Source organism: Mesorhizobium sp. 8 (genome assembly GCF_006351905.1).
Classification (GTDB): Bacteria; Pseudomonadota; Alphaproteobacteria; order Rhizobiales; family Rhizobiaceae; genus Mesorhizobium; species Mesorhizobium composti.
Genome location: NZ_CP040914.1, coordinates 3,586,150 through 3,609,917, shown reverse-complemented (window position 1 = coordinate 3,609,917; position 23,768 = coordinate 3,586,150). Strand labels below are relative to the sequence as shown.

Sequence of the window (23,768 nt, the reverse complement as noted above, 5' to 3'; positions counted from 1 at the left end):
CTCCACTTCGCCGAGGCAAGAACGGCCCTACGGCGCGATGCGGAACCCCGACTGGCCGTCGTCGCCGGCATGCGTCCACAACACGTCGGTGACGCGCGCCGGCTCCGGTCCCTGCATGAAGGCCTCCAGCATGGCCGACACGGCCCGGTCGCTGCCGCAGACCAGCGCCTTGACCGAACCGTCGGCCTCGTTGCTCACCCATCCGTCGAGATCGAGCCCGCGCGCCTGCCGGACCGTCCAGTCGCGAAAGCCGACGCCCTGGACGTGGCCCGTCACGCGCACCATCACGCAACGCCTGTCGGTGGTCATCGCCCGGTCCTCCTTGTGATCCGCATCGGCAGGCCGCCTTGCGGCTGGGTGGTCAGCTTCTGCACCGGCCAGGGCTTCGTCCCGGCCACCGTCTCGAAACAGAAGCGCGACAACAGCACCGCAAGCGCGATGATCGCCTCCTGCATGGCGAAGGAGGCGCCGATGCACACGCGCGGCCCGGCGCCGAAGGGCAGGTACTGGAAGCGGTCGATCTTTTCCCGGTTGCCCGGATGGAAGCGCGCGGGAATGAAGGCCTCGGGGTCCGCCCAGAGCTTGCGGTGGCGATGGACCACCCATGGCATCACCAGCACCGCCGCCTTCGGCGGGATATAAAGTTCCTGTCCCGATTTCGACCGAAAGGTTTCCGGCTCGATCGGCTCGCGGTTGATGGACGGCGCCGGCGGATAGAGGCGCAGCGCCTCGTCAAAGGCGGCGCGGGTGAGCGGCATCAGGTCGAGCCATTTCGTCGGGTCGGGCTCGGCGGCCAGCACCGCGTCGATCTCGCGCTCGATCGGCTCTCGCTCCCACGGCGCCTCGGCAAGGCAATAAAGCGTCCAGCCGAGCGCGCGCGCCGTCGTCTCGTGGCCGGCGCCGATGAAGGTGATGATGTTGTCCTCGATCTCGTCGCGCGTCAGCCCGCCGGGGCCTTCGGCCTTCAGCAGCAGGGTGAGGAAATCCTGCGGCGCGCCGGCGGGATCGCGCTTCAGCTTCTCCTCGCGCAGGGCCATGGTGTCGCTGACGATGCCGCGGAAATAGGCCATGACCTTGCGGCCGCGGATGCGGGTGAGACGCGGCAGCCAGTCGGGCGCGCGCAGAAGGTCGAGCGGATCGACGCGGCCCATGGTTTCCAGAAGCCGGTCAATATCCTGCGCGAACGTGTCCTTGCTGCCGGCGATCTCGCCCGAGAACAGCGTCTCGGCGAGAATCTCGTAGGTCAGCATCGTCATGTCGTGGGCGATGTCGGAGACGCCGCCCGCCTCGTAGCGCTCGACGAAAGCAAGCGTGCGTTCCAGCATGGCCGGCGCGAAGCCGAAGATATTGCGCGGCGTGAAGACCGGCGCCATCGCCTTGCGCGAGCGCTTCCACACCTCGCCTTCCGCCGTCAGCAGGCCGTCGCGCAGGATGGGGCGCAGGATCTTCTGGCGCACCGTCGCCATCCTGTAGTTCTTCGCATTGTCGACCAGCACGTGGCGGATCAGTTCCGGGTCGTTGGCGATGACCAGCGGACCGCCGACGCCGGTCACCGAAATCCATGGCTCGTTGTAGGAAGGCTCGCCCCACAGTTCGAGCGGGTTGCGGTAGACGATGCGGATCATCTCCAGCGTCGAGGGCGGCGAGGCGCGCGGCCGCGGCGCGGGCGGAACGAAAGGGGCCGGCTTGGTGTCCATGGCATGCTCCGTTTGCCCACTGTAATGGCGCCGGAAGCGGGCGTCCATGTGACGAGGTGGCCTGCGGGCGACCGTCGTCCGGCGCAGAACGGACTGTTCATCGCCCGCAGGCATTTAATCCGACAAATCGCCTTGCCCGGCGCGGCCGCCTGTCATAGCTGACAGTCGCCTCTTTGTTTAACCGCATTTATGCGACGCCGGACGATCCCGTCTGGCTGCAAAATGCTCTCATGGAAACCATCAGGAGAACCATCTTGAAGCATCGTCTCGCCGTCGTCGTCGGCTCCACCCGCCCGGGCCGCGTCGGACCGGTCTTCGCCGAATGGCTGGAAGCCTTCGCGCGCGAGCACGGGAAGTTCGAGCCGGTGATGGCCGATCTCGCCGCCTTCGACCTGCCGCTGCTGGACGAGCCGCACCACCCGCGCCTCGGCAAATACGAGAAGACGCACACCAAGTCGTGGGCGAGGATGGTGGAGGGCGCCGACGCCTTCGTCTTCGTCACGCCCGAATACAACTACTTCGCCCCGCCGGCGATCGTGAACGCGGTGGATTACCTTGCGCGCGAATGGAACTACAAGCCGGCCGGTTTCCTGAGCTATGGCGGGGTTTCTGGCGGCATGCGCGCCGTGCAGGCGCTGAAGCCGCTGCTCACCACGGTCAAGGTCATGCCGATCCCCGAGGCGGTGGCGTTGCCGACCTATGCCGCGCATCTCGACAAGCAGGGCAATTTCGCCCCGAGCGAGCAGGTCGCCGCCAGCGCGACGACGATGCTGGACGAGCTTTACCGCTGGAGCGTTGCGCTGAAGCCGATGCGGCAGGCCGCTTAGCCGGCCTTTCGCCGTCGATTTCGCCCGCTCGACGAGGCGCTCCGCCGAAGCCTGACCAACAGGCTTTGGAAAAGCCGGGAAACAGCCGTTAAACCTTTAAAAACAGGCCATAAAAGCCTATATCTGGTTTGTCCTATGGCGTCCGATTCGGTGATATTCCCCGGACGCCTTCTGCATCATCTTTACGAAAGCGGACGATGAGCGACGAGCTGGAAAATAGCAACGGCGAGGCGGCCGGGTACGGCGCCGATTCCATCAAGGTTCTCAAGGGCCTGGATGCGGTGCGCAAGCGGCCGGGCATGTATATCGGCGACACCGACGACGGCTCGGGCCTGCACCATATGGTCTACGAGGTGGTGGATAACGCCATCGACGAGGCGCTGGCCGGCCATGCCGACCTGGTGACGGTGACGCTCAATCCGGACGGTTCCTGCACGGTGATCGACAACGGGCGCGGCATCCCGGTCGGCATGCATCCTTCCGAGGGCGTGTCGGCGGCGGAAGTCATCATGACGCAGCTCCATGCCGGCGGAAAGTTCGACCAGAACTCCTACAAGGTGTCCGGCGGCCTGCACGGCGTCGGCGTCTCGGTGGTCAACGCGCTGTCGGTGTGGCTGAAGCTGACGATCCGCCGCGACGGCAAGGTCCACGAAATACGCTTTTCCCACGGCGACGCCGATGCGCCGCTGGCCGTGACCGGCAGCTACCAACCCAATCACCAGCCCGGCACCAACGAAGGCCGCAGCGGCACGGAAGTGACCTTCCTGCCCTCGCCCGACACCTTCAAGGGCGTCACCGAATTCGACTACGCGACGCTGGAGCACCGGCTGCGCGAACTCGCCTTCCTGAATTCCGGCGTGCGGATCCTTCTGACCGACAAGCGCCGCGCCGACATCAAGACGCAGGAACTGCACTACGAAGGCGGTCTGGAGGAGTTCGTCAAGTTCCTGGACCGCGCGAAGAAGCCGCTGATCGAAAAGCCGATCGCCATCAGGAACGAGCGCGACGGCATCGCCGTCGAGGTCGCCATGTGGTGGAACGACAGCTACCACGAGAACGTGCTCGCCTTCACCAACAACATCCCGCAGCGCGACGGCGGCACGCATCTGGCCGGTTTCCGCGGCGCCCTGACCAGGCAGGTGACCGGCTATGCCGATTCCGCCGGCATCTCCAAGAAGGAGAAGGTACAGCTGACCGGCGACGACTGCCGCGAGGGCCTGACGGCCGTGCTTTCGGTCAAGGTGCCGGACCCCAAATTCTCCTCGCAGACCAAGGACAAGCTGGTGTCGTCGGAAGTGCGGCCGGTGGTGGAGAGCCTCGTCAACGAAGCGCTCGGCACCTGGCTGGAGGAACATCCGGCCGAGGCCAAGACGCTGGTCGGCAAGGTGGTGGAAGCCGCCGCCGCGCGCGAGGCGGCGCGCAAGGCGCGCGAACTGACGCGGCGCAAGGGCGTGCTCGACATCACCTCGCTGCCCGGCAAGCTGGCCGACTGCCAGGAGCGCGACCCGGCGAAATCCGAGATCTTCATCGTCGAGGGCGATTCCGCCGGCGGCTCGGCCAAGGGCGGGCGCTCGCGCCAGAACCAGGCGATCCTGCCGCTGCGCGGCAAGATCCTCAATGTCGAGCGTGCCCGCTTCGACCGCATGCTGTCGTCGGACATGATCGGCACGCTGATCACCGCGCTCGGCACCTCGATCGGCAAGGACGAGTTCAACATCGAGAAGCTGCGCTACCACAAGATCATCATCATGACGGACGCCGACGTGGACGGCGCGCACATCCGCACGCTGCTGCTCACCTTCTTCTTCCGGCAGATGCCGGAGGTGATCGAGGGCGGCTATCTCTACATCGCCCAGCCGCCGCTCTACAAAGTCAGCCGCGGCAAGAGCTCGCAATACCTGAAGGACGAGAGTGCCTTCGAGGAATACCTGATCGATTCCGGCCTCGACGAGGCGTCGCTGACGCTGGGCTCGGGCGAGGTGCGCGTCGGCAACGACCTGCGCGCGGCGGTCGAGGATGCGCTGGCCGTGCGCCAGCTCATCAACGGGCTGCACACGCGCTATTCCCGCGCCGTGGTGGAACAGGCGGCCATCGCCGGCGGCCTGAACCCGGACGTGTTCAGCGATCTCGGCCGCGCCAACGCGATGGCTGAGAAGATCGCCGAGCGCCTCGACCTGATCGCCGAGGACACCGAGCGCGGCTGGACAGGCGCGACCTCCACCTCCAACGAGGGAACGGGCGGCTACGTCTTCGAGCGTACGGTGCGCGGCGTGCGCGAGTTCGTGGCGCTCGACATGGGGCTGATCAACTCCGCCGACGCACGCGCGCTGGACCGCTACGCGACCCGCCTCGGCGAAGTCTACGGCACGCCGCCGGTGCTCAGGCGCAAGGAGAATTCGGAGGTCATCGTCGGTCCGCTGGCGCTGCTTTCCGCCGTCTTCTCCACCGGCAAGAAGGGGCTGACCATGCAGCGCTACAAGGGGCTGGGCGAAATGAACGCCGAGCAGCTCTGGGAAACCACGCTCGACCCGAACGTGCGCTCGCTCTTACAGGTCAAGGTTTCCGACGCCACCGACGCCGATTCGCTGTTCACCCGGCTGATGGGCGACGAAGTGGAACCGCGCCGCGAGTTCATCCAGGAAAACGCGCTGTCGGTCGCCAACCTGGATATCTGAGGGGATATTTTTCCGCGTGCCGTCCGGCCAGACCGCCGGTTTACGCCTGCCGGCGGGCGGGATCGGGTGGAACCGAAGCCTCGCGCGGGCATTGTCCAACAGGAACAATGCTCAAACGGAGGCTTTTATGGGTCGTGGTATCCTTCTGTGGCTGCTCGGCATTCCCATTCCGATCATCATCCTGATCCTGCTGTTCTGGCGCTGACCGGACAGCAAAAAGCCCGGCAGAGCCGGGCTTTTCCATTCCGAATGGCGAGAGGGACCGCTCAGTGGTCCATCGCCTTGACGATCTCCTCGGTCATCTTCTTGGCGTCGCCGAGCAGCATCATGGTGCCGTCCTTGTAGAACAGCGTGTTGTCGATGCCGGCGTAGCCCGAGCCGAGCGAACGCTTGACGAACAGGCAGGTGCGCGCCTTGTCGACCTCGAGGATCGGCATGCCGTAGATGGGCGAGGACTTGTCGTCGCGCGCCGAGGGGTTGGTGACGTCGTTGGCGCCGATGACATAGGCGACATCGGCCTGCGCGAATTCGGAGTTGATGTCCTCCAGCTCGAACACCTCGTCGTAGGGCACGTTGGCTTCGGCCAGGAGCACGTTCATGTGGCCGGGCATGCGGCCGGCGACCGGATGGATGGCGTATTTCACCTCGACGCCGTTGGCCTTCAGCTTGTCGGCCATCTCGCGAAGGGCGTGCTGCGCCTGGGCGACGGCCATGCCGTAGCCGGGCACGATGATGACCTTCTGCGCGTTCATCATCAGGTAGGCGGCGTCGTCGGCCGAGCCCTGCTTGACGGTGCGCTCGATGCCGTCGTCGGCGCCGGCACTCGCCGTCTCGCCGCCGAAGCCGCCGAGGATGACGGAGATGAACGAGCGGTTCATGCCCTTGCACATGATGTAGGACAGGATCGCTCCGCTAGAGCCGACCAGCGCACCGGTGATGATGAGGGCGAGGTTGCCCAGCGTGAAGCCGAGTGCTGCCGCCGCCCAGCCGGAATAGGAGTTCAGCATCGAGATGACGACGGGCATGTCGGCGCCGCCGATCGGCACGATGAGCAGCACGCCGAGCACCAGCGAGGCGGCGACGATCAGCCAGAAGATGAACTTCGATTCGGTGCCGACCAGAAGCACGATGAGCACGACGAGTGCGGCACCCAGCGCGAGGTTGATGAGGTGGCGCGCCGGCAGCATGATCGGCTTGCCCGACATGCGCCCGTCCAGCTTCAGGAAGGCGATGACCGAGCCGGTGAAGGTGATGGCGCCGATGGCGACACCGAGCGACATTTCCACCAGCGCCTGCGCGTGGATGGCGCCCGCCTCGCCGATGCCGAAGCTTTCCGGCGCATAGATGGCGCCGGCCGCCACCATGACGGCGGCGAGGCCGACGAGGCTGTGGAAGGCGGCGATCAGCTGCGGCATGGCCGTCATGGCGATGCGGCGGGCGATGAAGGCGCCGACGCCGCCGCCGATGGCGAGCCCCAGCACGATCAGGCCGAAACCGCCGGCCGAAGGCAGCGCCAAGGCCAGCGTGGTGAGGATGGCGATCGCCATGCCGATCATGCCGTACAGGTTGCCCTGACGGCTGGTCGTCGGATGCGACAGGCCGCGCAGCGCCAGGATGAACAGGATGCCGGAAACGAGATAGAGGAAGGAAGCGAGATTGACGTTCACGTCACTTTTCCTTCTTCTTGTACATTGCGAGCATGCGCTGGGTGACCAGGAAGCCGCCGAAGATGTTGACCGAGACAAGGCACAGCGCGACGAAGCCGAAGCCGATCGCAGCCCCCGCCGCCGAGGCGCCGACGGCGAGAAGCGCGCCGACCACGATGACCGAGGAGATGGCGTTGGTGACGGCCATCAGCGGCGTGTGCAGGGCCGGCGTCACCGACCACACCACGTAGTAGCCGACGAAGATCGCCAGCACGAAGATGGCGAAGCGGAAGACGAAGGGATCGATGGCGCCGCCCGACAGCGTGTGCGCGGCGGCACCGGCTGCGTCCGCAGCACCTCCCGGCGCATTGGCGAGGTCCTGCACGGCGAGCCGCACCGCGGCGCCCGCCTGGTCGAGCTGGTCAAGGGCTTTCTGCAGTTCGTCCATCACGCGGTCCCCTTACCGGTTGAAGACTTTTTCGCCGCCGCCGGCTTCTTGGCCGCGGCTTTTTTCGGCTTGGCGGAAGCGTCGGCCACCATGGTCCTGGCCGGAACGGCCGCCGGCTCCTGATAGGATTCGGCCGCCTTGGCGAAGTTCGGATGCACGACCCGGCCAGCGTCGGTCAGCATGGTCGCCTTGACCAGTTCGTCGTCGCGGTTGATGGCGAGGCTTTTCGAGGCCTTGTCGATCATCGTCTCCAGGAAGGCGAACAGGTTCTTGGCGTAGAGCAACGATGCGGACGCCGCGATGCGGCCCGGAACGTTCAGATGGCCGACGATCTTGACGCCGTTGGCGGTGGTGACGACCTTGCCGGCGACCGCGCCTTCGACGTTGCCGCCGCGCTCGACGGCGAGGTCGACGATCACCGAGCCCGGCTTCATCGAGGCGACCATGGCGGCCGACACCAGCTTCGGTGCCGGACGGCCGGGGATTAGCGCCGTGGTGATGACGATATCCTGCTTGGCGATGTGGTCGGCCGTCAGCGCAGCCTGCTTGGCCTGGTATTCCTTGGACATTTCCTTGGCGTAGCCGCCCGCCGTCTCGGCCGCCTTGAACTCCTCGTCCTCGACGGCAAGGAACTTGGCGCCGAGAGACTGCACCTGCTCCTTCACCGCCGGTCGCACGTCGGTTGCCGTGACGACGGCGCCGAGGCGGCGCGCCGTTGCAATCGCCTGAAGCCCGGCAACGCCAACGCCCATGATGAAGGTTTTCGCCGCCGGAACCGTGCCGGCCGCCGTCATCATCATCGGCAGCGCGCGGTCGTATTCGGCGGCGGCGTCGATGACCGCCTGGTAGCCGGCGAGGTTGGCCTGCGAGGACAGAACGTCCATCACTTGCGCGCGGGTGATGCGCGGCATGAACTCCATGGCAAACGCCGTGATGCCGGCCTTAGCCATGGCAACGACAGCGGCGTCGTTGCCGTAGGGGTCCATGGTGGCGAGCACCGCGGCACCCTTCTTATACCCTTTCAGTTCGGCGTCGGTCGGGCGGCGCACCTTCAGCACCACGTCGGCCTTGCCGGCGTCGGCCGCCTTGCCGATCGAAGCGCCCGCCTTGGCGAACTCCTCGTCGGGAATGCGCGAAGCAGTGCCGGCGCCGGCCTCGACGATCACGTCGAAGCCGAGGGCGGCCAGTCGTTTCACCGTATCCGGCGAAGCCGCGACGCGGCCTTCCGTTGGGTCAACCTCACGAGGAATGAAAACCGTCTGTCCCACCGCGCAATCCTTTCGGCTGGAACTTCAATTTCGGCACGGTGCCGCCCGCCAAGGCGACGGCATCCGGAAGACAGGACCGGCGAAGGCCTAGCGCAGGAGGTAGCCGCCGACCGCGCAGATGATGACGAACAGGATCAACGACGAGAAGAAGCCGGCGGCGGTGAAGAAGCCGAACGCCATGGCGATCAAAATGGCCGCGCAGGAGAGCGCGCCGTATTTGGCCAGCGCCAGGAAACCATGATAGGTGCGGTCGTGCTCGGCATAGTCCATATCGGCGCCAAGTTCGACCGGGCCGGCCGGCGTATGATCTGCCATGGAAATACCCCTCCTAAAACAGCTTTCTGCGCTGATAGCGAAAAGCCAAGCCGAGAGCAATGGTACTGTTGACGCAGTGCCGTGCAAGTCAATCAAGGAAAACTTGAAAGCGCGGGCGAGGAAGATCGCAAGCGCCCGCGCCGTGGCGGCCGATCGCTATCCGGCCAGATGCGGGAACAGGCCGAGCAGGCCTGCGACGATGAGGTAGATGGCCACGATGTAGTTCAACAGACGCGGCATGACGAGAATGAGCACGCCCGCCACCAGCGAGATCAGCGGCGTCAGGGCAATCGTCGATACGGTCATGGCAGAATCCTTCCAGTGCCGCGGGCACGGCGATGCGCCCGCCGCACCCTAAACGGCGCGGCGGGCGAAAAGCTCCATGCGCAACGATGCGGTCAGGCCGCTTCGCGCAGATATTTGGCTGTCGGCACGATCGTCTGAGGCGTCAGCGGATTGATCGCCGGGTTGGAGAACATCAGCCGCTGTTCCGTCGGCGTCGACTTGAAGAAGGGGAACCTTTCCAGCGTCAGCCGCAGGTTCTCGCCGCACGGAATCTCGAACAGGGCGCCCTGGACGAGCACGCCGGGGAACGCCTTGCCTTCGGCGATCTGCCTGGCGTTGAAGATGCGCGCGTAATAAGCCGCGTGCTCGATCTTGACCGGTATCAGCACCGACGTCTGGCCGAAGTAGCAGGACGCGACCATGCCCAGCCTGAGCGTCAGGAACGGCAACATGCCGGGTGCCGGCGCACTGTCGGGATCGGTGGCGAAGCGGGTCCCCTCGATGAAGGTCTCGCCGCGCTCGACCCTGTGCTTCAAGATTTCCGAATAGCCGTCCATGGACGGCGAATAGGGATGTTCGCGGGAGATGTAGTGAAGGCGCAGCGTGCTGACCAGCCGCTCGTAACAATAGACGCCGAAACGGTAAGAATTGGGAAGATTGTCCCAGCGGTCCTCAAACAAGCCGCTGTCGTTGGGAGTGGCTATCCCGGCCCGCAGATAGGACTGGTAGCGAAGACGATAGATTTCCTCCAGATCTTCGCCGCCGGTAACGAGCCTGTATTCGACATGCTCCAGAAGCTGCATGATCGAGCGGTTCAATGCCGAACCCGCATGCGCGCCGGCCTCCGGCGCAACGCCTTTACCGATACCGTCCATTTACTTGCCCTCGTAGTCCGCCCGCAAATGAGGCTACCCGAGTTGCAACGCGACACAAGCTGAAACTGCGATGGAGTTCATTTACCGCTTATTAACCTTAATGGCGGAGCCGCATGCGGGCGGCGGCGCGCGAGGCTGCGGGAAACGGTTTCAGGATCGGGCGGTGGCGGCGCCGAGCGCCTTGATCTGGCTCTGGAACGGCCACGTCATGCTCGACATCGTCTCGATGCCGGAAGCGCTGAGCGCTGCGCCGAACAGGAAGCCCTGGACGAGGTCCGGCTCGACCTGGCGGGCAAGGATCTTGAGCTGCTCGAACGTCTCGACGCCCTCGACCGTGACCGACAGGCCGAGCGGGCGCGACAGGTTGACGATGCCCTTCAACAGTTCCAGCGAGCGGGCGTTCCTGGTCACGTCGATGAGGAAGGAACGGTCGATCTTGATCTTGTCGAGCGGCAGCTTGTGCAGGTAGCTGAGGCTCGAATAGCCGGTGCCGAAATCGTCGAGGGCGATGCGCACGCCGAGCGCGCGGATTTCCTCGAGCAGTTCGCGCGTCGCCGACTTGTCGTCGAGCAGCGCCGTCTCGGTCACTTCGATCTCCAGGCGGCGCGGCTCCAGGCCGGACGCGGCCAGGACGTCGCGCACCTTCTGCACGACGGAACGGCTGCGGAAATCGTTGGCCGACAGGTTGACCGAAACGCTGGTATGGCTCGGCCATTTCGCGCATTCGGTGCAGGCCGCTTCCAGCACGAAGGTGCTGATGTCGGCGATGATGCCCATCTCCTCGGCCAGCGGGATGAAGACGGCCGGCGAGACCGGGCCGAGATCGGGATGATCCCAGCGGCAGAGCGCCTCGCAGCTGGCGATGCGCATGGTGTCGAGCGCCACGATCGGCTGGTAGACGACACGCAGCGCCTTGGCGTCGACGGCGGCGCGCAGGTCGGCCTTCATCAGCTGCTTGTTGCGGAAGGCGGCGTCCATGGCGGCCTCGAACAGCCGCCAGCCGTTCTTGCCCAGTTCCTTGGCCTTGTAGAGGGCGAGGTCAGCCTTGACGATCATCTCGTCCACGTCGGTGCCGGCGACACGCGAAATGACGGCGCCGCCGCTGGCCTGGATGCGCAGCGCATGGCCGGCGACGTCAACCTCGCCCTGCAGGCCGGCGAAGACCCGGTCGAGCAGCGCGGCCAGATGGCTTTCGTCCTCGACGCGGTCGAAGAACAGGATGAACTCGTCGCCGCCGAAACGGCTTATGCGGATGCCTTCGGCCGCGAAGGCGGCGAGGCGTTCGGCCACCGCATAGATCAGTCCGTCGCCCACCGGATGGCCGAGCGTGTCGTTGACGCTCTTGAAATCGTCGAGATCGATGATGGCGACGCCGCACAGCCGCTCGCGGTCGCCGGCCGCCATCGCCTCGCCCACCAACTCGTGGAAATAGGCGCGGTTGGCGAGCCCGGTCAGACTGTCGTAGCGCGCCATGGTGCGGATCTTCTCCTCCGCCTCGACGCGCGCCGTGACGTCCTCGAAGGTGATGACGCCGAGTTCCTGATCGCCTTCGCGGGCGGAGAACTCGTAGTGCTGGCCGTTGGAGAAGGGCACCAGCACCTTGCGGTCACGCCCCTCGCGCAAGGCGCGGGTAAGCTGCGCCTCGATGTAGCGGCAATCCTTCGGCGCCAGCATGCCGCCGGCGACGCCGCGCAGCAGCAGCGAATGGATGGAGCGGCCGAGCAGGGCGTCGGGCGATTCCAGCGACACCAGATGCGCGGCCTCCGCATTGGCCACCACGACCTTGCCTTCCGGTCCCAGCATGATGAGGCCATGCGACATGGTGTTGAGCGCCCGGTCGAACCGCAGCGCCAGCTTCCTCGCCTCCTTGTGGCCAATGACGGCCGAGAACAGCACGTCGCGGACGTGATCGGCGCTGCCGATGATGATGAACGTCATCGGGAAGATCATCAGGCCCAGCGCGACCGACGGCAGGTCCAGGCGCAGCAGCAATGCAAGGGACGCGGGACCGATGACCGCCATGGAAAGAAAAACGACCATGCGCGTGGAGCCATAGTTGCGGCCGACGACCGTGACCAGGCTCCCGAGCGTCAGCGACATCGCCGCCAGTTCGGCGTAAGGGTCGGGATAGATGTAGATCGAAACGAAGCATAGCGCGCCCAGGCCCAGGCCTTGCAGGCTGCCCCTGAAGATATAGTGGCGCTCCCACCGCCGCGCCTCTTCCACATCGGCGATGGTTCCCCCCGCCTTGTGAAAGCTGCGAATGCCCAAGTACCGGAAAATATTGACGAACAGCAGCAGGAACGAAAAGGCGATGAACACCGGATTGTCCGTGCGCATGTACATCATGAATCCGAGGATCCAGTAGCACACAGCGCCGATGAGAATCATGTGGGCGTTGTCGAACAACGACCTCACAAACTGGATATAGACATCCGCCGGGATGTTCTCGGTCTTCGTTTTGCCCATTCATGGCGGCCCAATGGTAGAGCCCGTCATCCCATATCGGCCTTAAGAAAGGCTTAGATATAGAGGATTTGCCTTCCGTGAGCGGCCACGGAACCAGCAAAAACGGCGTAAAGCCGAACTTCGGTAAACAGTTGGTATCGCTATTCGGCCGCCTTGAGCGCCGGTTCGGCGACCGCGCGGTCGAGGCGGGCCAGCAGCCGCGCGCGCTCGCCGGCTGCCTTTTCGGCTGACGCCCGCCGCACATGGCCATAGCCGCGCACCAGCGCCGGCACCGCGGCCAGCGCCGCTGCGGCCTCGACACGGCCCGGCTCCAGCGAACGCCCGATCAGGTCGAGGTCCTGTTCGTATTCAGCCAGCAGCGCCCGTTCGGCGCGGCGTTCGGCGCTGTAGCCGAAGAGATCGAAGGCCGTGCCGCGCAGGCCCTTCAGCGTCGCCAGCAGCCGGAACCCCTTCATCATCCACGGTCCGAACGCCGATTTGCGCGGCCGGCCTTCGGCGTCGCGGCGGCCGAGGATCGGCGGGGCGAGATGGAATTCCAGCCTGTCGTAGCTCTGGAACTGGCTGGCCAGCTGGCGCTTGAAGCTGCCGTCCGTATAGAGGCGGGCGACCTCGTACTCGTCCTTGACCGCCATCAGCCTGAACAGACTTTTCGCGGCCGCTTCGGTCACCGCCGTCGAACCGGGCACCGCCTTCGCCTCGGCGGCGCGAAGGGCGGCGATGCGGTCGGCGTAGCGACGGGCGTAGGCGGCGTCCTGGTAACCGGTCAGGAATTCGACGCGGCGGGCGATCACCTCGTCCAGCGTTTTGGCGAACGTCACGGGTGCCGCGCTCGCGCGCTCGACCATGGCGCGCACATAGTCCGGCTGGTGCGCTGCGCGCCGGCCCCAGCGGAAGGCGGCGACGTTCATGGCCACAGCCTGGCCGTTCAGATCGATCGCCTTCTCCACCGCCCCGGCCGACAGCGGCAGGCCGCCGTGCTGGAAGGCGAAGCCGAGCAGGAACATATTGGCGCCCAGCGAATTGCCGAAGAGCGCCGTGGCGGCGCGCGTGGCATCGAAGAAATGCGCGCGGCTGTCGCCGGCGGCCGCGCGGATCGCTCGCTTCAGCCGTTCCGTCGGCAGCGAGAAATCGGCCGAGCGGGCGAATTCACCCGGCATCACCTCGGCGGTGTTGACGAGGAACAGCGTGTGGTTCTCGCGCACCGCCGCCAGCACCTTGCGGGCGCCGGAGACGACGAGGTCGCAGCCGAGCACGAGGTCCGCCTTGCCGGCCGAGACGCGGATGGCGTGGATGTCGGCCGGCGTCTCGGCGATACGGACATGGCTGAAGACCGAGCCGCCCTTCTGGGCGAGACCGGCCATGTCGATCATGCCGCAGCCCTTGCCCTCCAGGTGCGCGGCCATGCCGAGAATGGCGCCGATGGTGACGACACCGGTGCCGCCGACGCCGTCGATGACGCCCGCCCAGCCGTCGCGGCCGAGCGCGAAGGGAACCGGTTCGGGCACGCCGTCGAGCGGATCGGCGCTGCCGGCGACGCCTTCCGCCTTCCTGATCCTGGCGCCATGCACGGTGACGAAGGAGGGGCAGAAGCCGTCCTGGCAGGAGAAATCCTTGTTGCAGGACGACTGGTCGATGCGCCGCTTGCGGCCGAACTCGGTTTCCACCGGCTGGATCGACACGCAGTTCGACTTCACGCCGCAGTCGCCGCAGCCTTCGCACACCAGTTCGTTGATGAGAACGCGGCGATCCGGATCGGGGAAGGTGCCGCGCTTGCGCCGCCGCCGCTTCTCGGCCGCGCAGGTCTGGTCGTAGAGCAGCACGGAGACGCCCGGAACCTCGCGCAATTCGCGCTGGATGCGGTCGAGGTCCTCGCGATGGTCGATGCTGACGCCCGCCGGAAAGGTGAGCCGGCCGGCATATTTGCCGGGCTCGTCGGTAACGACGGCGATGCGCTCGACGCCCTCGGCCCGAATCTGGCGGGCGATCATGTCCACCGTCAGGCCGCCCTCGTGCGGCTGGCCGCCGGTCATGGCCACCGCGTCGTTGTAGAGGATCTTGTAGGTGATGTTGGTGCCGCTGGCCAAGGCGAAGCGGATCGCCAGCGAGCCGGAGTGGTTGTAGGTGCCGTCGCCGAGATTCTGGAAGATGTGATCGCGTTTGGAGAACGGCGCCTGGCCGACCCACTGCGCGCCCTCGCCGCCCATGGCGGTGAAGCCGACGGTGGAGCGATCCATCCACAAGGCCATGAAATGGCAGCCGATGCCGGCGGCGGCGATCGAGCCTTCCGGCACGTTGGTGGAGGTGTTGTGCGGGCAGCCCGAGCAGAAATAGGGCGTGCGGGAACCGACGTCTTTCGTGTCGGCGAGCATCGCCTGGAACTGCTTCAGCCTCGCCACGCGCCCTGCGACCTCCTCGGAAGGCCCGATGGTGCGCAGGATGCGCTCGCCGAGCGCGATGGCAATGTCGTTGGGATCGAGCGCCCCGGTCGCCGAAAACAGCCGGTCGCCGCGCTCGTCCGTCTTGCCGACGATCAGCGGCTGCATGGCGCTGCCGTAGAGGTGCTCGCGCAACTGCACCTCGATCAGCGAGCGCTTCTCCTCGACGACGACGATGGCGTCGAGACCGCGGGCGAAATCGGCGATGTGCCGGAAATCCAACGGCCAGGGACAGCCGACCTTGAACAGGCGCACGCCGATGCGGTTGGCGGCCGCCTCGTCGATGCCGATGTCGTCGAGCGCCTGACGCACGTCGAGATAGCTCTTGCCGATGGTGACGATGCCGAGCTTCGCGCCCTGCCCGCCGGAATAGACGATGCGGTTCAGCCCATTGGCATGGATGAAGGCGCTGGCGGCGGAGCGCTTGGCCTCATGCAGGCGAGCCTCCTGGCCGAGCATGTCGAGCTCGTTGCGGATGTTGAGTCCGCCCGGCGGCATGTCGAACTCAGGCCGGACGATGGAAAGTCGCTCCAGCGGGGCGTCGACGCTGGCCGTGGATTCGATGTTGTCCTTGACGCATTTGATGGCGGCCCAGGTGCCGGCGAAACGCGACAAGGCGAAGCCGTAAAGGCCGTAGTCGATGAGCTCCTGCACCCCGGCCGGATTGAGGATCGGGATCATCGCATCGACGAAAGCGAATTCGGTGGCGTGCGCGTTGGTCGAGGATTCGGCCATATGGTCGTCGCCCATCAGGGCGAGCACGCCGCCATTTCTCGACGAGCCGGCAAGATTGGCATGACGGAAGACGTCGCCGGAGCGGTCGACGCCCGGACCCTTGCCGTACCAGACGGAGAAGACGCCGTCGTATTTGCCCTCGCCCAGCAGTTCGGCCTGCTGCGAGCCCCAGCAGGCGGTGGCGGCGAGTTCCTCGTTGAGGCCGGGCTGGAAGACGATGTCGGCGCCGACGAGCTGCTGGCGCGCGTGCCAGAGCTGCTGGTCCAGCCCGCCGAGCGGCGAGCCGCGATATCCGGAGACGAAGCCCGCCGTGTTCAGGCCCGCACGCCGGTCGCGCCCGCGCTGCATCAGAAGCATGCGAACCACGGCCTGCGCACCGGTGAGAAAGACGCGCTCCTTGGCAAGATCGAACTTGTCGTCGAGCGCGACGTCGTGCAGCGTCATCAACTGGTCCTCTGCGGAAGCGGCGTCCGAAGCAGCCGCCTGCGTCGAGATCGACGGGCAGTCTTTCTTCCCTTGGCAGAGAGGTCAAATGAAATCGGCCGCGCCGGGATCAATCCACACCCGGTTTCCTCCGCCCGCCCCAGCCAGGAACGGCACGATTTTCAGCCGGCCTTGGGACAGGCCGGCTTGCGGGCGTTCGGCAGCCTGCCGTCGGGATGGCCGGCGAGCGCGGGATTGAGTTCGTAGCGCGAGCCGGTGACCAGCGGCGCATCCGGCAGGTCGCTCTGGTCCTGAGAGGAGACCAGCGTCGTGTCGAGCTTCTGCAGCACCGTGCCGTCCTTGTCCTTGATGCGGATCGCGACGGCATAGGGCTTGTCCTTGACCACGCAGCTCAGCGGCGGGCTGGTCAGCGTGATGTGGCGCATCTTCGGCCAGATCTTCTGGGTGACGAGAAGCGGCGGGCCGCCGGCCGGATTCTCGAAATCGACCTCGGCCACCTGCCCCTCACCCATCGGCCTCAGCGGATTGAGGGTGACGACATAGGTGGCGATGCCGAGCCGATAGTTGAACTCGAACAGGCGGCCGGAAATCTCGAACGGCTTGTCGGCGCCGGATTCGCGGCAGGCGCCCAGCGCCAGCGCCGCCGCCAGGGCAGCGGCCGCCATCAGGCTTCGGGGGAGAAAACTAGGCATCCTCATCCTCCAGTGCCGCCTTGCGGCGGCGATAATGGCGGCTGGCCTTCTGCCGGTTGCCGCAGACGGCCATGTCGCACCACAGGCGGCTGGCGTTGCGGCTGCGGTCGAGGAACAGCCAGTTGCAGGTGCGGCAGAGCTTGAGCCGCGCCAGCGATCCACCGGAAAGCAGCGACAGCGCCGACACCGCCAGCGCCGCTTCCAGCGCGATGGGCGTATCGGCGTCGCCGAACGGCCTGCCCGGCGCTCCGAACGCCGTGTCGGCGCCAGCCAGCCCGTCGGCGCAGGCGCGCAGGAACGGCTCCATGTCGGCCGCCGCCACCGCCCCACCGGCCTTGACGGCATTGCGATAGAGCCGGTCGGTCGCCTCGCGGATCGCCAGCACCACGGGCGCGATCCGATGCGGGTCGGCCACGGCAAGCCGCCGGCCGCCGAGCTCGTCGACGCGGAAGGTGCCGGCCGCCTCGGCGAAGCGGGCGATCTCGGCGGGATCGGCGAAGCGGTCGAAGCTGCGCTCCGGATCGCCGCGCAGCACGACCGTGTTGGCCGCGTCGAGCGCCAGTACGCCGCCTTGGAAGCGATGCGGGGTCCAGGATACCGTCATGTCGCTAATTCTAACCATCAAACGTCATTTGACAAGTTATATCACAAGGGGCACCCTGTTGCCGTCCGGATGATCGGGAGGACCGGACGGGTCATGCTCTATTTCATCCAGCAGGTGCTGAACGGGCTGCATTCGGGCGCGCTCTACGCGCTGCTCGCCTTCGGCTACGCGCTGACCAACGGCATCCTGCACCGCACCAACCTCGCCTATGGCGAGGTCTTCGCCTTCTGCGGGCAGACGATGATCCTGGCCGCCGTCTACGGCTGGCAGGTGCTGTGGCTGACGCTGCCGGCGACCGTCGCCTTCGGCGTCGCCATGGCCTTCGCCTATGCCGTGCTGCTTGGCCATGTGCTGTCGCGCGGTGTGTTCGAGCCGCTGGCCGACCGCTCGCCCAACACGATAGCGGCCGCGACGCTGGGCGTTCTTCTGGTGCTGAGCGAGCTTTCCCGCATCGCCGCCGACACCAAGGATTTCTGGTTGCCGCCGATGCTTGCCTGGCCCGTCACCTTTGCCGAAGGACCCGGCTTCCGGGCGACGCTGACGGTGGTCCAGCTCATCGACATCGCGCTGATCGCGGCCGCGATCGCCTCCGGCGGGTGGATGCTGGCGCGCTCCCGCTTCGGGCGCCGCTGGCGGGCCGTCTCCGACGATCCGCTGGCTGCCGCGCTGTGCGGCGTCGACCAGCGCGCCGTCTTCCGCAGCGCGGTGCTGGGCGGCGGTCTGGCGGCGGCGCTCGCCGGCATGCTGGCCGCCTTCTACTACGGCAACATCTCCTTCGGCACCGGCCTCGTCTACGGCCTCAAGGTGCTGTTCGTCACCGCCGTCGGCGGCTACCTGTCGCCGTCGCGCGCGGCGCTGGGCGGCGTCGCCTTCGGCATGGCCGAATCACTGTGGGCCGGCTATTTCCCGATCGAGTGGCGCGACGCCTGGATGTACCTGTTCCTCGTCGCCATGCTGGTGCTGATCGGCGCCGGCCGCGACAGCCGCCAGGCCGCCTGAATCGTCCGTTTCCAGCGCATCGCGCGGCGGCAGCCGCCTATACCTCCCCCTGGCTTGCCCACAGGATGACGCCTACCGCTCCCGCCCGTGTTGACCGATGCAGCCACACGCGGCATAGGCTTGGGCCACGAAGGCGCATCGCGCGCAGAAAGCGACAGCGCCCGCCAGGGAGGAACATCTATGGACCTGCTTTATGCCGCAGCCCGCGTCATGATCGAGACGCCGGGCGGACGCGCGCTGCTTGCCATCTTCGCGATCGTGCTCGCGGCCATCGTGCTGACGCTCCTGTTCGACCGCCGCATGCGCGTGCTGATCGGCATCTCGTCGGTCATCGACGCGGTCAACGAGTTCATCGGCAAATGGATTTCCTGGCTGATCCTGGCCTCGATCCTGGTCAGCGCCGGCAACGCCACCATCCGCAAGATCTTCGACACCTCCTCCAACGCCTGGCTGGAGCTGCAATGGTACCTGTTCGGCGCCGCTTTCCTGGCTGCGTCCGCCTATACGCTCAAGCAGAACGAGCACATCCGCATCGACATCGTCTACGGCCTGTTCTCGCGACGCATCCAGCACTGGATCGACCTCGTCGGCCACATCCTGTTCCTGATGCCGTTCGCGCTTTTGATGGTGTTCTATCTCGTCCCCTATGTGTCGGTTTCCTATCGCAGCGGCGAAATGTCGACCAACGCCGGCGGCCTCATCATCTGGCCGGCCAAGGCGATGCTTCTCACCGGCTTCTTCCTGCTGGCCTGGCAGGGCGTGTCGGAGATCATCAAGAAGATCGCCATCATGAACGGCAACATGGACGATCCGAACCCGTACGTCACACAGCATGAGCAGGCCCAGCTCGAAGGCGAAGCGCTGGTCGAGGAGCTCAAGCCGTGATCGAGTTCATCGCGCAGAACATGGCGCCGATCATGTTCGCCTCGCTGATCATCTTCCTGTTGATCGGCTACCCCGTCGCCTTCTCGCTTGCCGCCAACGGCCTGTTGTTCTTCGTCATCGGTGTCGAGCTGGCGCCCCTTTCGGCCGGCTCCATCAACCTGTCGTGGCCGCTGCTCTATGCACTCCCCGACCGCTTCTACGGCGGCGTGATGGCCAACGACACGCTGCTCGCCATCCCCTTCTTCACCTTCATGGGCATCGTGCTGGAACGCTCCGGCATGGCCGAGGACCTGCTCGACACGATCGGCCAGCTGTTCGGGCCGGTGCGCGGCGGGCTCGCCTATGCCGTCATCCTGGTCGGCGCGCTGCTCGCCGCCACCACCGGCGTCGTCGCCGCCTCGGTCATCGCCATGGGGCTGATCTCGCTGCCGATCATGCTGCGCTATGGCTACGACCGGCGCCTCGCCTCCGGCGTCATCGCCGCCTCCGGCACGCTGGCGCAGATCATCCCGCCGTCTCTGGTGCTGATCGTGCTGGCCGACCAGCTCGGCCGCTCGGTCGGCGACATGTATGCCGGCGCGCTGATCCCCGGCCTGGTGCTGACCGGCCTCTACATGAGCTACGTGCTGATCACCTCGATCGTCAAGCCGGACTGGGCACCCGCCCTGCCGGCGGAAGCGCGCACGCTCGGCCACGGCATCACCTCGCTGATCTTTGCCCTGCTCGCCGCGGTGGCCATCGCCTACGGCGCCTACCGTTATCTCGAGCCGACGCAGGGCGAGAACGCCGACATTCTCGCCGCCACGGTGGGCATCATCGCCATCTACATCGTCGCCATCCTCGACAAGGCGCTCAACCTCAACCTGATGTCGCGGCTGGCGCAGCAGGTCGTCATCGTGCTGATCCCGCCGCTGGCGCTGGTCTTCCTGGTGCTGGGCACCATCTTCCTCGGCATCGCCACGCCGACCGAAGGCGGCGCCATGGGTGCCGTCGGCGCGCTCGTTATGGCGGCCGCCAAGCGGCGGCTTTCGCTCGACGTCGTCAAGCAGGCGCTCGCCTCGACGACAAGGCTGTCGTCCTTCGTGCTGTTCATCCTGATCGGCTCGCGCGTCTTTTCGCTGACCTTCTACGGCGTCAACGGGCACCTGTGGGTGGAGCACCTGCTGGTCTCGCTGCCGGGCGGCGAACTCGGCTTCCTCATCGTCGTCAACCTGCTGGTGTTCTTCCTCGCCTTCTTCCTCGATTTCTTCGAGCTGGCCTTCATCATCGTGCCGCTGCTGGCGCCAGCAGCGGAAAAGCTCGGCATCGACCTGATCTGGTTCGGCGTGCTGCTCGGCGTCAACATGCAGACGTCCTTCATGCATCCGCCCTTCGGCTTCGCGCTGTTCTACCTGCGCTCTGTGGCGGCGCGCGTGCCCTATCTCGACCGCATCACCGGCAAACAGATCGCGCCGGTGACGACCGGGCAGATCTATTGGGGCGCTGTGCCGTTCGTGCTGATCCAGGTCCTGATGATCGCGCTGACCATCCTGTTCCCGCAGATGGTCATGCACTACAAGGGCAAGGTGGTCGATCCCGGCTCGATCGAGATCAAGATGCCGGAACTGCCGGGCCTGTCGCTGCCGCCGCTCGGCGCGCCCACCGCCCCGCAGGGCGGCACCGCACCGGCGGCGCCGGACCTCTCCCAGCCGCCAAGCTTCGGCGGGACGCCGGCGCCGCAACCGGCCGCACCTGCGACACCCGATCTTTCGCAGCCGCCGAACTTCGGCAACGCCCCGGCGCAGCCGGCTGCGCCTGCCGCGCCGGACCTGTCGAAGCCGCCCAGCTTCAACTGAGCAAGTTTCATTCGCGACAGGAAACGCGACACGCAAAGAAAAACCCCGGAGCGGCGCTCCGGGGTTTTTCGTGTTCCGACGACGCGGCGCGGCCTACAGCTTGCCGGCGCGCTGCTGGATCATCATGAAGGTGTCGAAGTTGTACTCGGCCACCTGATCCCACAGATAGGCCTCCTTGCGGAAGGCGACGATCGATTCCCAGATCGTCTTGAAGTCCGCGTTCGACGCCATCATCTCGTCGTAGGTCTTGTTGGCGGCGTCGAAGCAGGCCGACAGGATCTCCTGGCTGAACGGCTTGAGCTTGGCACCGTTGGCGACGAGCGACTTGATCGCCTTGGTGTTCAGGTAGTCGTACTTCTGCAGCATGTCGGCGTCCTCCGCCTGGCAGGCGGTGTGCAGGAGCGACTTGTAGGCGGCCGGCAGCGCTTCGTACCTCTCCTTCGAGAACAGGAAATGCACGGTCGGGCCGCCTTCCCAGAAACCCGGATAGTAGTAGTAGGGCGCGACCTTGTAGAAGCCGAGCTTCTCGTCGTCATAGGGGCCGACCCATTCGGCGGCGTCGATGGTGCCCTTCTCAAGCGCCGGATAGACATCGCCGCCGGCGAGCTGCTGCGGCACCAGACCGAGCTTTTCCATGACCTTGCCGGCGAAACCGCCGATGCGCATCTTCAGGCCCTTGAGGTCCTCGACGGTGTTGATCTCCTTGCGGAACCAGCCGCCCATCTGCGTGCCGGTGTTGCCGCCCGGCAGGCCGAACAGGCCCTGCTTGGCAAGGAAGGTGTTGAACAGGTCGATGCCGCCGCCGTGATACTGCCAGGCATTGCGGCCGCGCGCGTTGAGCGCGAAGGGCACGTCGGAGCCCAGCGCCCAGGTCGGGTCCTTGCCCCAGAAATAGTAGCAGACGGTGTGGGCGGCCTCGACCGTGCCGGCGGTGACGGCGTCCGCCGCCTGCAGGCCGGGAACCAGTTCGCCGGCGGCGAAGACCTGGATCTGGAAATTGCCGTCGGTGGCTTCCGACAGCATCTTCGACAACACCTCGGCGCCGCCGTAGATGGTGTCGAGCGATTTCGGGAAGGAGGAGGTCATCCGCCAGGTGATCTTCGGGTTGGACTGGGCGATGGCCGGTGCGGCCAAAGCGGCGGTGGATGCGGCCGCGCCGGCGCCGGTGGCGCCGGCCTTGCGGATGAATGAACGACGATCCATGAAAACTCCTCCCTTGCCTGATCGAAATATGAACTGGCCCGCCGGGAAAACATCAGGTCCGGGAGCCGGTTAGCGGACAATACACACCGAAGGCGACGTGTCCAGCACGGGCATTCGGCCGGGTCCATGACCCGCCGCCGGCGGCGGGCTGGCGCAAGCCGCACATGGCCGTGGCAAATCGCCTTGCAATCGCCTATTTTGTAAGTGCAATCGCGTCGTTTCGCTTCTCGGGAACCCAGATGCTCCAGCCGCTCGTCGCCGTCTCCACAGATGTCAAACAGTTCGAGAACTACACCTGGCATGCCGCACCGCAGCAGTATGTGGAGGCCGCCCTTTCCGGCGCCGGCGTGCTGCCCGTCCTGGTGCCCTCCTTCGGCGACCGGCTCGACCTCGACGAACTGCTTTCGGCGGTGGACGGCGTGATGCTGACGGGCTCCAAGTCCAACGTCCATCCCTCGCTCTACGGTAAGGAAGCGACCGAGCGTGACGGGCCTTACGACGAGGCGCGCGACGCCACGACGCTGCCGCTGATCCGCAAGGCGGTGGAGCGCGGCGTGCCGCTGCTCGCCATCTGTCGCGGCATCCAGGAGATGAACGTCGCGCTGGGCGGCTCGCTCGCCAGCGAGATCCAGGAACGGCCGGGTTCCCTCGACCACCGCGCGCCGGTGAGCGAGAACCAGGACGAACGCTTCGCCATCCACCAGACCGTTTCGATCAAGCCGGGGAGTTGTCTGGCGGGCGTGTTCGGCGCCGGCGACATCAAGGTCAATTCGGTACACCGGCAGGCGGTGGACCGTCTCGGGCCGAAGCTGCAGGTCGAGGCCGTCGCCGAGGACGGCACGGTGGAAGCCGTGTCGGTGCGCGACGCGCGGGCCTTCGCCGTCGGCGTGCAGTGGCACCCCGAATACTGGGTGAAATCGGACAGCGTGTCGCAGCGTATCTTCAAGGCCTTCGGCGACGCGGTGCGCGCGCACGCTGCCGCGCGGACCGCGACGCGGACGGCGGCGGAGTAGCCAGCCGGCAGCTTGATTATTCGGCCACCAAGGTCAGCAGCGGCAGGGCCGGGGCGTAGGATTCGTAATCGACGCCGTCGCCGGCCTCGAAGCTGACCAGCGGGTCGGCGCCGTTCTCGCTGAAACCGACGGTGCCGTCCTTGCGGTCGCGCCAGAACCGCGCGCGCTCGATGCCGGGCAGCACGGCCGGGCATCCCGCGCCGACGATCAGTTCCGACAACCCACCGGCCAGGTCCGCCCCGCGCGTCACCGTGCAGGCCGCATCGCCGCCGTTGGCGATCAGCCTGTAGGTCCCCGGCGCATGCCCTTGGTCGGCGGCGACAGCGGCTCCATCGCCCTCATCGTGGAAGGAATGGAAGCCGCCCAGAAGCGCAACGGCGCCGATCGCGGCAGCGAGTGCTTTCATCGAATCTCCCCA

At 66.3% G+C, this 23,768-nt stretch carries 21 protein-coding genes; 7 read left to right on the top strand and 14 right to left on the bottom strand.

Annotation, left to right across the window (positions count from 1 at the left end; translation table 11 throughout):
* Positions 1 to 27: 27 nt before the first annotated feature.
* Both FGU64_RS17470 and FGU64_RS17465 read right to left on the bottom strand, forming a co-directional pair.
* Positions 28 to 309, bottom strand: coding sequence for an acylphosphatase (locus FGU64_RS17470; protein WP_139954326.1), 282 nt, complete (start codon positions 307 to 309; stop codon positions 28 to 30).
* The gene (locus tag FGU64_RS17465) at positions 306 to 1,697 is read right to left on the bottom strand and encodes a cytochrome P450 (RefSeq protein ID WP_139954325.1); all 1,392 of its coding nucleotides are present in this window, start codon (positions 1,695 to 1,697) and stop codon (positions 306 to 308) included. Before FGU64_RS17465 ends, FGU64_RS17470 begins: the two co-directional genes overlap by 4 nt.
* Positions 1,698 to 1,951: 254 nt before the next feature.
* On the opposite strand from FGU64_RS17465, the gene FGU64_RS17460 reads away from it, so the two are divergent.
* The 3 genes from FGU64_RS17460 to FGU64_RS17450 all read left to right on the top strand — a co-directional run bounded on the left by FGU64_RS17460 (position 1,952) and on the right by FGU64_RS17450 (position 5,404).
* Positions 1,952 to 2,524 carry an NADPH-dependent FMN reductase gene (locus tag FGU64_RS17460; RefSeq protein ID WP_139954324.1) on the top strand — a complete coding sequence of 191 codons (573 nt, stop codon included), beginning with the start codon at positions 1,952 to 1,954 and terminating at the stop codon, positions 2,522 to 2,524.
* 197 nt (positions 2,525 to 2,721) lie between these two features.
* Entirely contained in the window at positions 2,722 to 5,199 is a 2,478-nt protein-coding gene (gyrB, locus tag FGU64_RS17455) for a DNA topoisomerase (ATP-hydrolyzing) subunit B (protein WP_139954323.1), read from the top strand.
* Between the two features lie 16 nt (positions 5,200 to 5,215).
* Positions 5,216 to 5,404 (top strand): hypothetical protein, encoded by a 189-nt coding sequence (locus FGU64_RS17450; protein WP_139954322.1) that lies wholly within the window; start codon positions 5,216 to 5,218, stop codon positions 5,402 to 5,404.
* A 61-nt stretch (positions 5,405 to 5,465) separates the two neighbouring features.
* Here the strand turns inward: FGU64_RS17450 and FGU64_RS17445 are convergent, their stop codons facing one another.
* The 10 genes from FGU64_RS17445 to FGU64_RS17400 all read right to left on the bottom strand — a co-directional run bounded on the left by FGU64_RS17445 (position 5,466) and on the right by FGU64_RS17400 (position 17,415).
* Positions 5,466 to 6,866, bottom strand: a complete 1,401-nt coding sequence (locus tag FGU64_RS17445; RefSeq protein ID WP_136354746.1) for an NAD(P)(+) transhydrogenase (Re/Si-specific) subunit beta — start codon at positions 6,864 to 6,866, stop codon at positions 5,466 to 5,468.
* 1 nt (position 6,867) lies between these two features.
* Entirely contained in the window at positions 6,868 to 7,293 is a 426-nt protein-coding gene (locus tag FGU64_RS17440; protein ID WP_139954321.1) for an NAD(P) transhydrogenase subunit alpha, read from the bottom strand.
* Positions 7,293 to 8,561: a Re/Si-specific NAD(P)(+) transhydrogenase subunit alpha gene (locus tag FGU64_RS17435; protein ID WP_139954320.1), complete on the bottom strand. Its 1,269-nt coding sequence runs from the start codon at positions 8,559 to 8,561 to the stop codon at positions 7,293 to 7,295. Before FGU64_RS17435 ends, FGU64_RS17440 begins: the two co-directional genes overlap by 1 nt.
* A gap of 87 nt (positions 8,562 to 8,648) precedes the next feature.
* Positions 8,649 to 8,876: an aa3-type cytochrome c oxidase subunit IV gene (locus tag FGU64_RS17430; protein WP_136354740.1), complete on the bottom strand. Its 228-nt coding sequence runs from the start codon at positions 8,874 to 8,876 to the stop codon at positions 8,649 to 8,651.
* A gap of 156 nt (positions 8,877 to 9,032) precedes the next feature.
* Positions 9,033 to 9,182 (bottom strand): DUF3096 domain-containing protein, encoded by a 150-nt coding sequence (locus tag FGU64_RS17425; RefSeq protein ID WP_139954319.1) that lies wholly within the window; start codon positions 9,180 to 9,182, stop codon positions 9,033 to 9,035.
* A gap of 92 nt (positions 9,183 to 9,274) precedes the next feature.
* Positions 9,275 to 10,036 carry a hypothetical protein gene (locus FGU64_RS17420; RefSeq protein WP_139954318.1) on the bottom strand — a complete coding sequence of 254 codons (762 nt, stop codon included), beginning with the start codon at positions 10,034 to 10,036 and terminating at the stop codon, positions 9,275 to 9,277.
* Between the two features lie 150 nt (positions 10,037 to 10,186).
* Entirely contained in the window at positions 10,187 to 12,505 is a 2,319-nt protein-coding gene (locus tag FGU64_RS17415) for an EAL domain-containing protein (RefSeq protein ID WP_139954317.1), read from the bottom strand.
* A 140-nt stretch (positions 12,506 to 12,645) separates the two neighbouring features.
* Positions 12,646 to 16,119 carry an indolepyruvate ferredoxin oxidoreductase family protein gene (locus FGU64_RS17410; RefSeq protein ID WP_139954316.1) on the bottom strand — a complete coding sequence of 1,158 codons (3,474 nt, stop codon included), beginning with the start codon at positions 16,117 to 16,119 and terminating at the stop codon, positions 12,646 to 12,648.
* Positions 16,120 to 16,280: 161 nt separating this feature from the next.
* Positions 16,281 to 16,784, bottom strand: a complete 504-nt coding sequence (locus FGU64_RS17405) for a hypothetical protein (RefSeq protein ID WP_246671143.1) — start codon at positions 16,782 to 16,784, stop codon at positions 16,281 to 16,283.
* A gap of 19 nt (positions 16,785 to 16,803) precedes the next feature.
* Positions 16,804 to 17,415, bottom strand: a complete 612-nt coding sequence (locus FGU64_RS17400; protein WP_139954314.1) for a CGNR zinc finger domain-containing protein — start codon at positions 17,413 to 17,415, stop codon at positions 16,804 to 16,806.
* A 93-nt stretch (positions 17,416 to 17,508) separates the two neighbouring features.
* On the opposite strand from FGU64_RS17400, the gene FGU64_RS17395 reads away from it, so the two are divergent.
* The 3 genes from FGU64_RS17395 to FGU64_RS17385 all read left to right on the top strand — a co-directional run bounded on the left by FGU64_RS17395 (position 17,509) and on the right by FGU64_RS17385 (position 21,134).
* Entirely contained in the window at positions 17,509 to 18,414 is a 906-nt protein-coding gene (locus FGU64_RS17395) for a branched-chain amino acid ABC transporter permease (RefSeq protein WP_139954313.1), read from the top strand.
* A 300-nt stretch (positions 18,415 to 18,714) separates the two neighbouring features.
* Complete coding sequence (locus tag FGU64_RS17390; RefSeq protein WP_139955430.1) at positions 18,715 to 19,299, top strand: TRAP transporter small permease subunit; 585 nt, start codon at positions 18,715 to 18,717, stop codon at positions 19,297 to 19,299.
* On the top strand, positions 19,296 to 21,134 hold the full coding sequence (locus tag FGU64_RS17385; RefSeq protein WP_139954312.1) for a TRAP transporter large permease subunit: 1,839 nt from the start codon (positions 19,296 to 19,298) through the stop codon (positions 21,132 to 21,134). Before FGU64_RS17390 ends, FGU64_RS17385 begins: the two co-directional genes overlap by 4 nt.
* 93 nt (positions 21,135 to 21,227) lie before the next feature.
* Here the strand turns inward: FGU64_RS17385 and FGU64_RS17380 are convergent, their stop codons facing one another.
* Positions 21,228 to 22,337 carry a TRAP transporter substrate-binding protein gene (locus FGU64_RS17380; protein ID WP_139954311.1) on the bottom strand — a complete coding sequence of 370 codons (1,110 nt, stop codon included), beginning with the start codon at positions 22,335 to 22,337 and terminating at the stop codon, positions 21,228 to 21,230.
* A 239-nt stretch (positions 22,338 to 22,576) separates the two neighbouring features.
* Here FGU64_RS17380 and FGU64_RS17375 point away from each other — a divergent pair, with 239 nt between their 5' ends.
* Positions 22,577 to 23,350, top strand: a complete 774-nt coding sequence (locus FGU64_RS17375) for a gamma-glutamyl-gamma-aminobutyrate hydrolase family protein (RefSeq protein ID WP_139954310.1) — start codon at positions 22,577 to 22,579, stop codon at positions 23,348 to 23,350.
* Positions 23,351 to 23,366: 16 nt separating this feature from the next.
* On the opposite strand, the gene FGU64_RS17370 is transcribed toward FGU64_RS17375, so the two are convergent.
* Entirely contained in the window at positions 23,367 to 23,756 is a 390-nt protein-coding gene (locus tag FGU64_RS17370; protein WP_139954309.1) for a hypothetical protein, read from the bottom strand.
* Positions 23,757 to 23,768 lie beyond the last annotated feature (12 nt).

Coding starts and splice junctions, on each gene's coding strand:
- FGU64_RS17440 (WP_139954321.1), bottom strand. CDS start 7,293: ATGGACGAACTGCAGAAAGCCCTTGACCAGCTCGACCAGGCGGGCGCC.
- FGU64_RS17470 (WP_139954326.1), bottom strand. CDS start 309: ATGACCACCGACAGGCGTTGCGTGATGGTGCGCGTGACGGGCCACGTC.
- FGU64_RS17370 (WP_139954309.1), bottom strand. CDS start 23,756: ATGAAAGCACTCGCTGCCGCGATCGGCGCCGTTGCGCTTCTGGGCGGC.
- FGU64_RS17420 (WP_139954318.1), bottom strand. CDS start 10,036: ATGGACGGTATCGGTAAAGGCGTTGCGCCGGAGGCCGGCGCGCATGCG.
- FGU64_RS17430 (WP_136354740.1), bottom strand. CDS start 8,876: ATGGCAGATCATACGCCGGCCGGCCCGGTCGAACTTGGCGCCGATATG.
- FGU64_RS17425 (WP_139954319.1), bottom strand. CDS start 9,182: ATGACCGTATCGACGATTGCCCTGACGCCGCTGATCTCGCTGGTGGCG.
- FGU64_RS17465 (WP_139954325.1), bottom strand. CDS start 1,697: ATGGACACCAAGCCGGCCCCTTTCGTTCCGCCCGCGCCGCGGCCGCGC.
- FGU64_RS17375 (WP_139954310.1), top strand. CDS start 22,577: ATGCTCCAGCCGCTCGTCGCCGTCTCCACAGATGTCAAACAGTTCGAG.
- FGU64_RS17400 (WP_139954314.1), bottom strand. CDS start 17,415: ATGACGGTATCCTGGACCCCGCATCGCTTCCAAGGCGGCGTACTGGCG.
- FGU64_RS17415 (WP_139954317.1), bottom strand. CDS start 12,505: ATGGGCAAAACGAAGACCGAGAACATCCCGGCGGATGTCTATATCCAG.
- FGU64_RS17395 (WP_139954313.1), top strand. CDS start 17,509: ATGCTCTATTTCATCCAGCAGGTGCTGAACGGGCTGCATTCGGGCGCG.
- FGU64_RS17390 (WP_139955430.1), top strand. CDS start 18,715: ATGCGCGTGCTGATCGGCATCTCGTCGGTCATCGACGCGGTCAACGAG.
- gyrB (WP_139954323.1), top strand. CDS start 2,722: ATGAGCGACGAGCTGGAAAATAGCAACGGCGAGGCGGCCGGGTACGGC.
- FGU64_RS17405 (WP_246671143.1), bottom strand. CDS start 16,784: ATGGCGGCCGCTGCCCTGGCGGCGGCGCTGGCGCTGGGCGCCTGCCGC.
- FGU64_RS17410 (WP_139954316.1), bottom strand. CDS start 16,119: ATGACGCTGCACGACGTCGCGCTCGACGACAAGTTCGATCTTGCCAAG.
- FGU64_RS17380 (WP_139954311.1), bottom strand. CDS start 22,337: ATGGATCGTCGTTCATTCATCCGCAAGGCCGGCGCCACCGGCGCCGGC.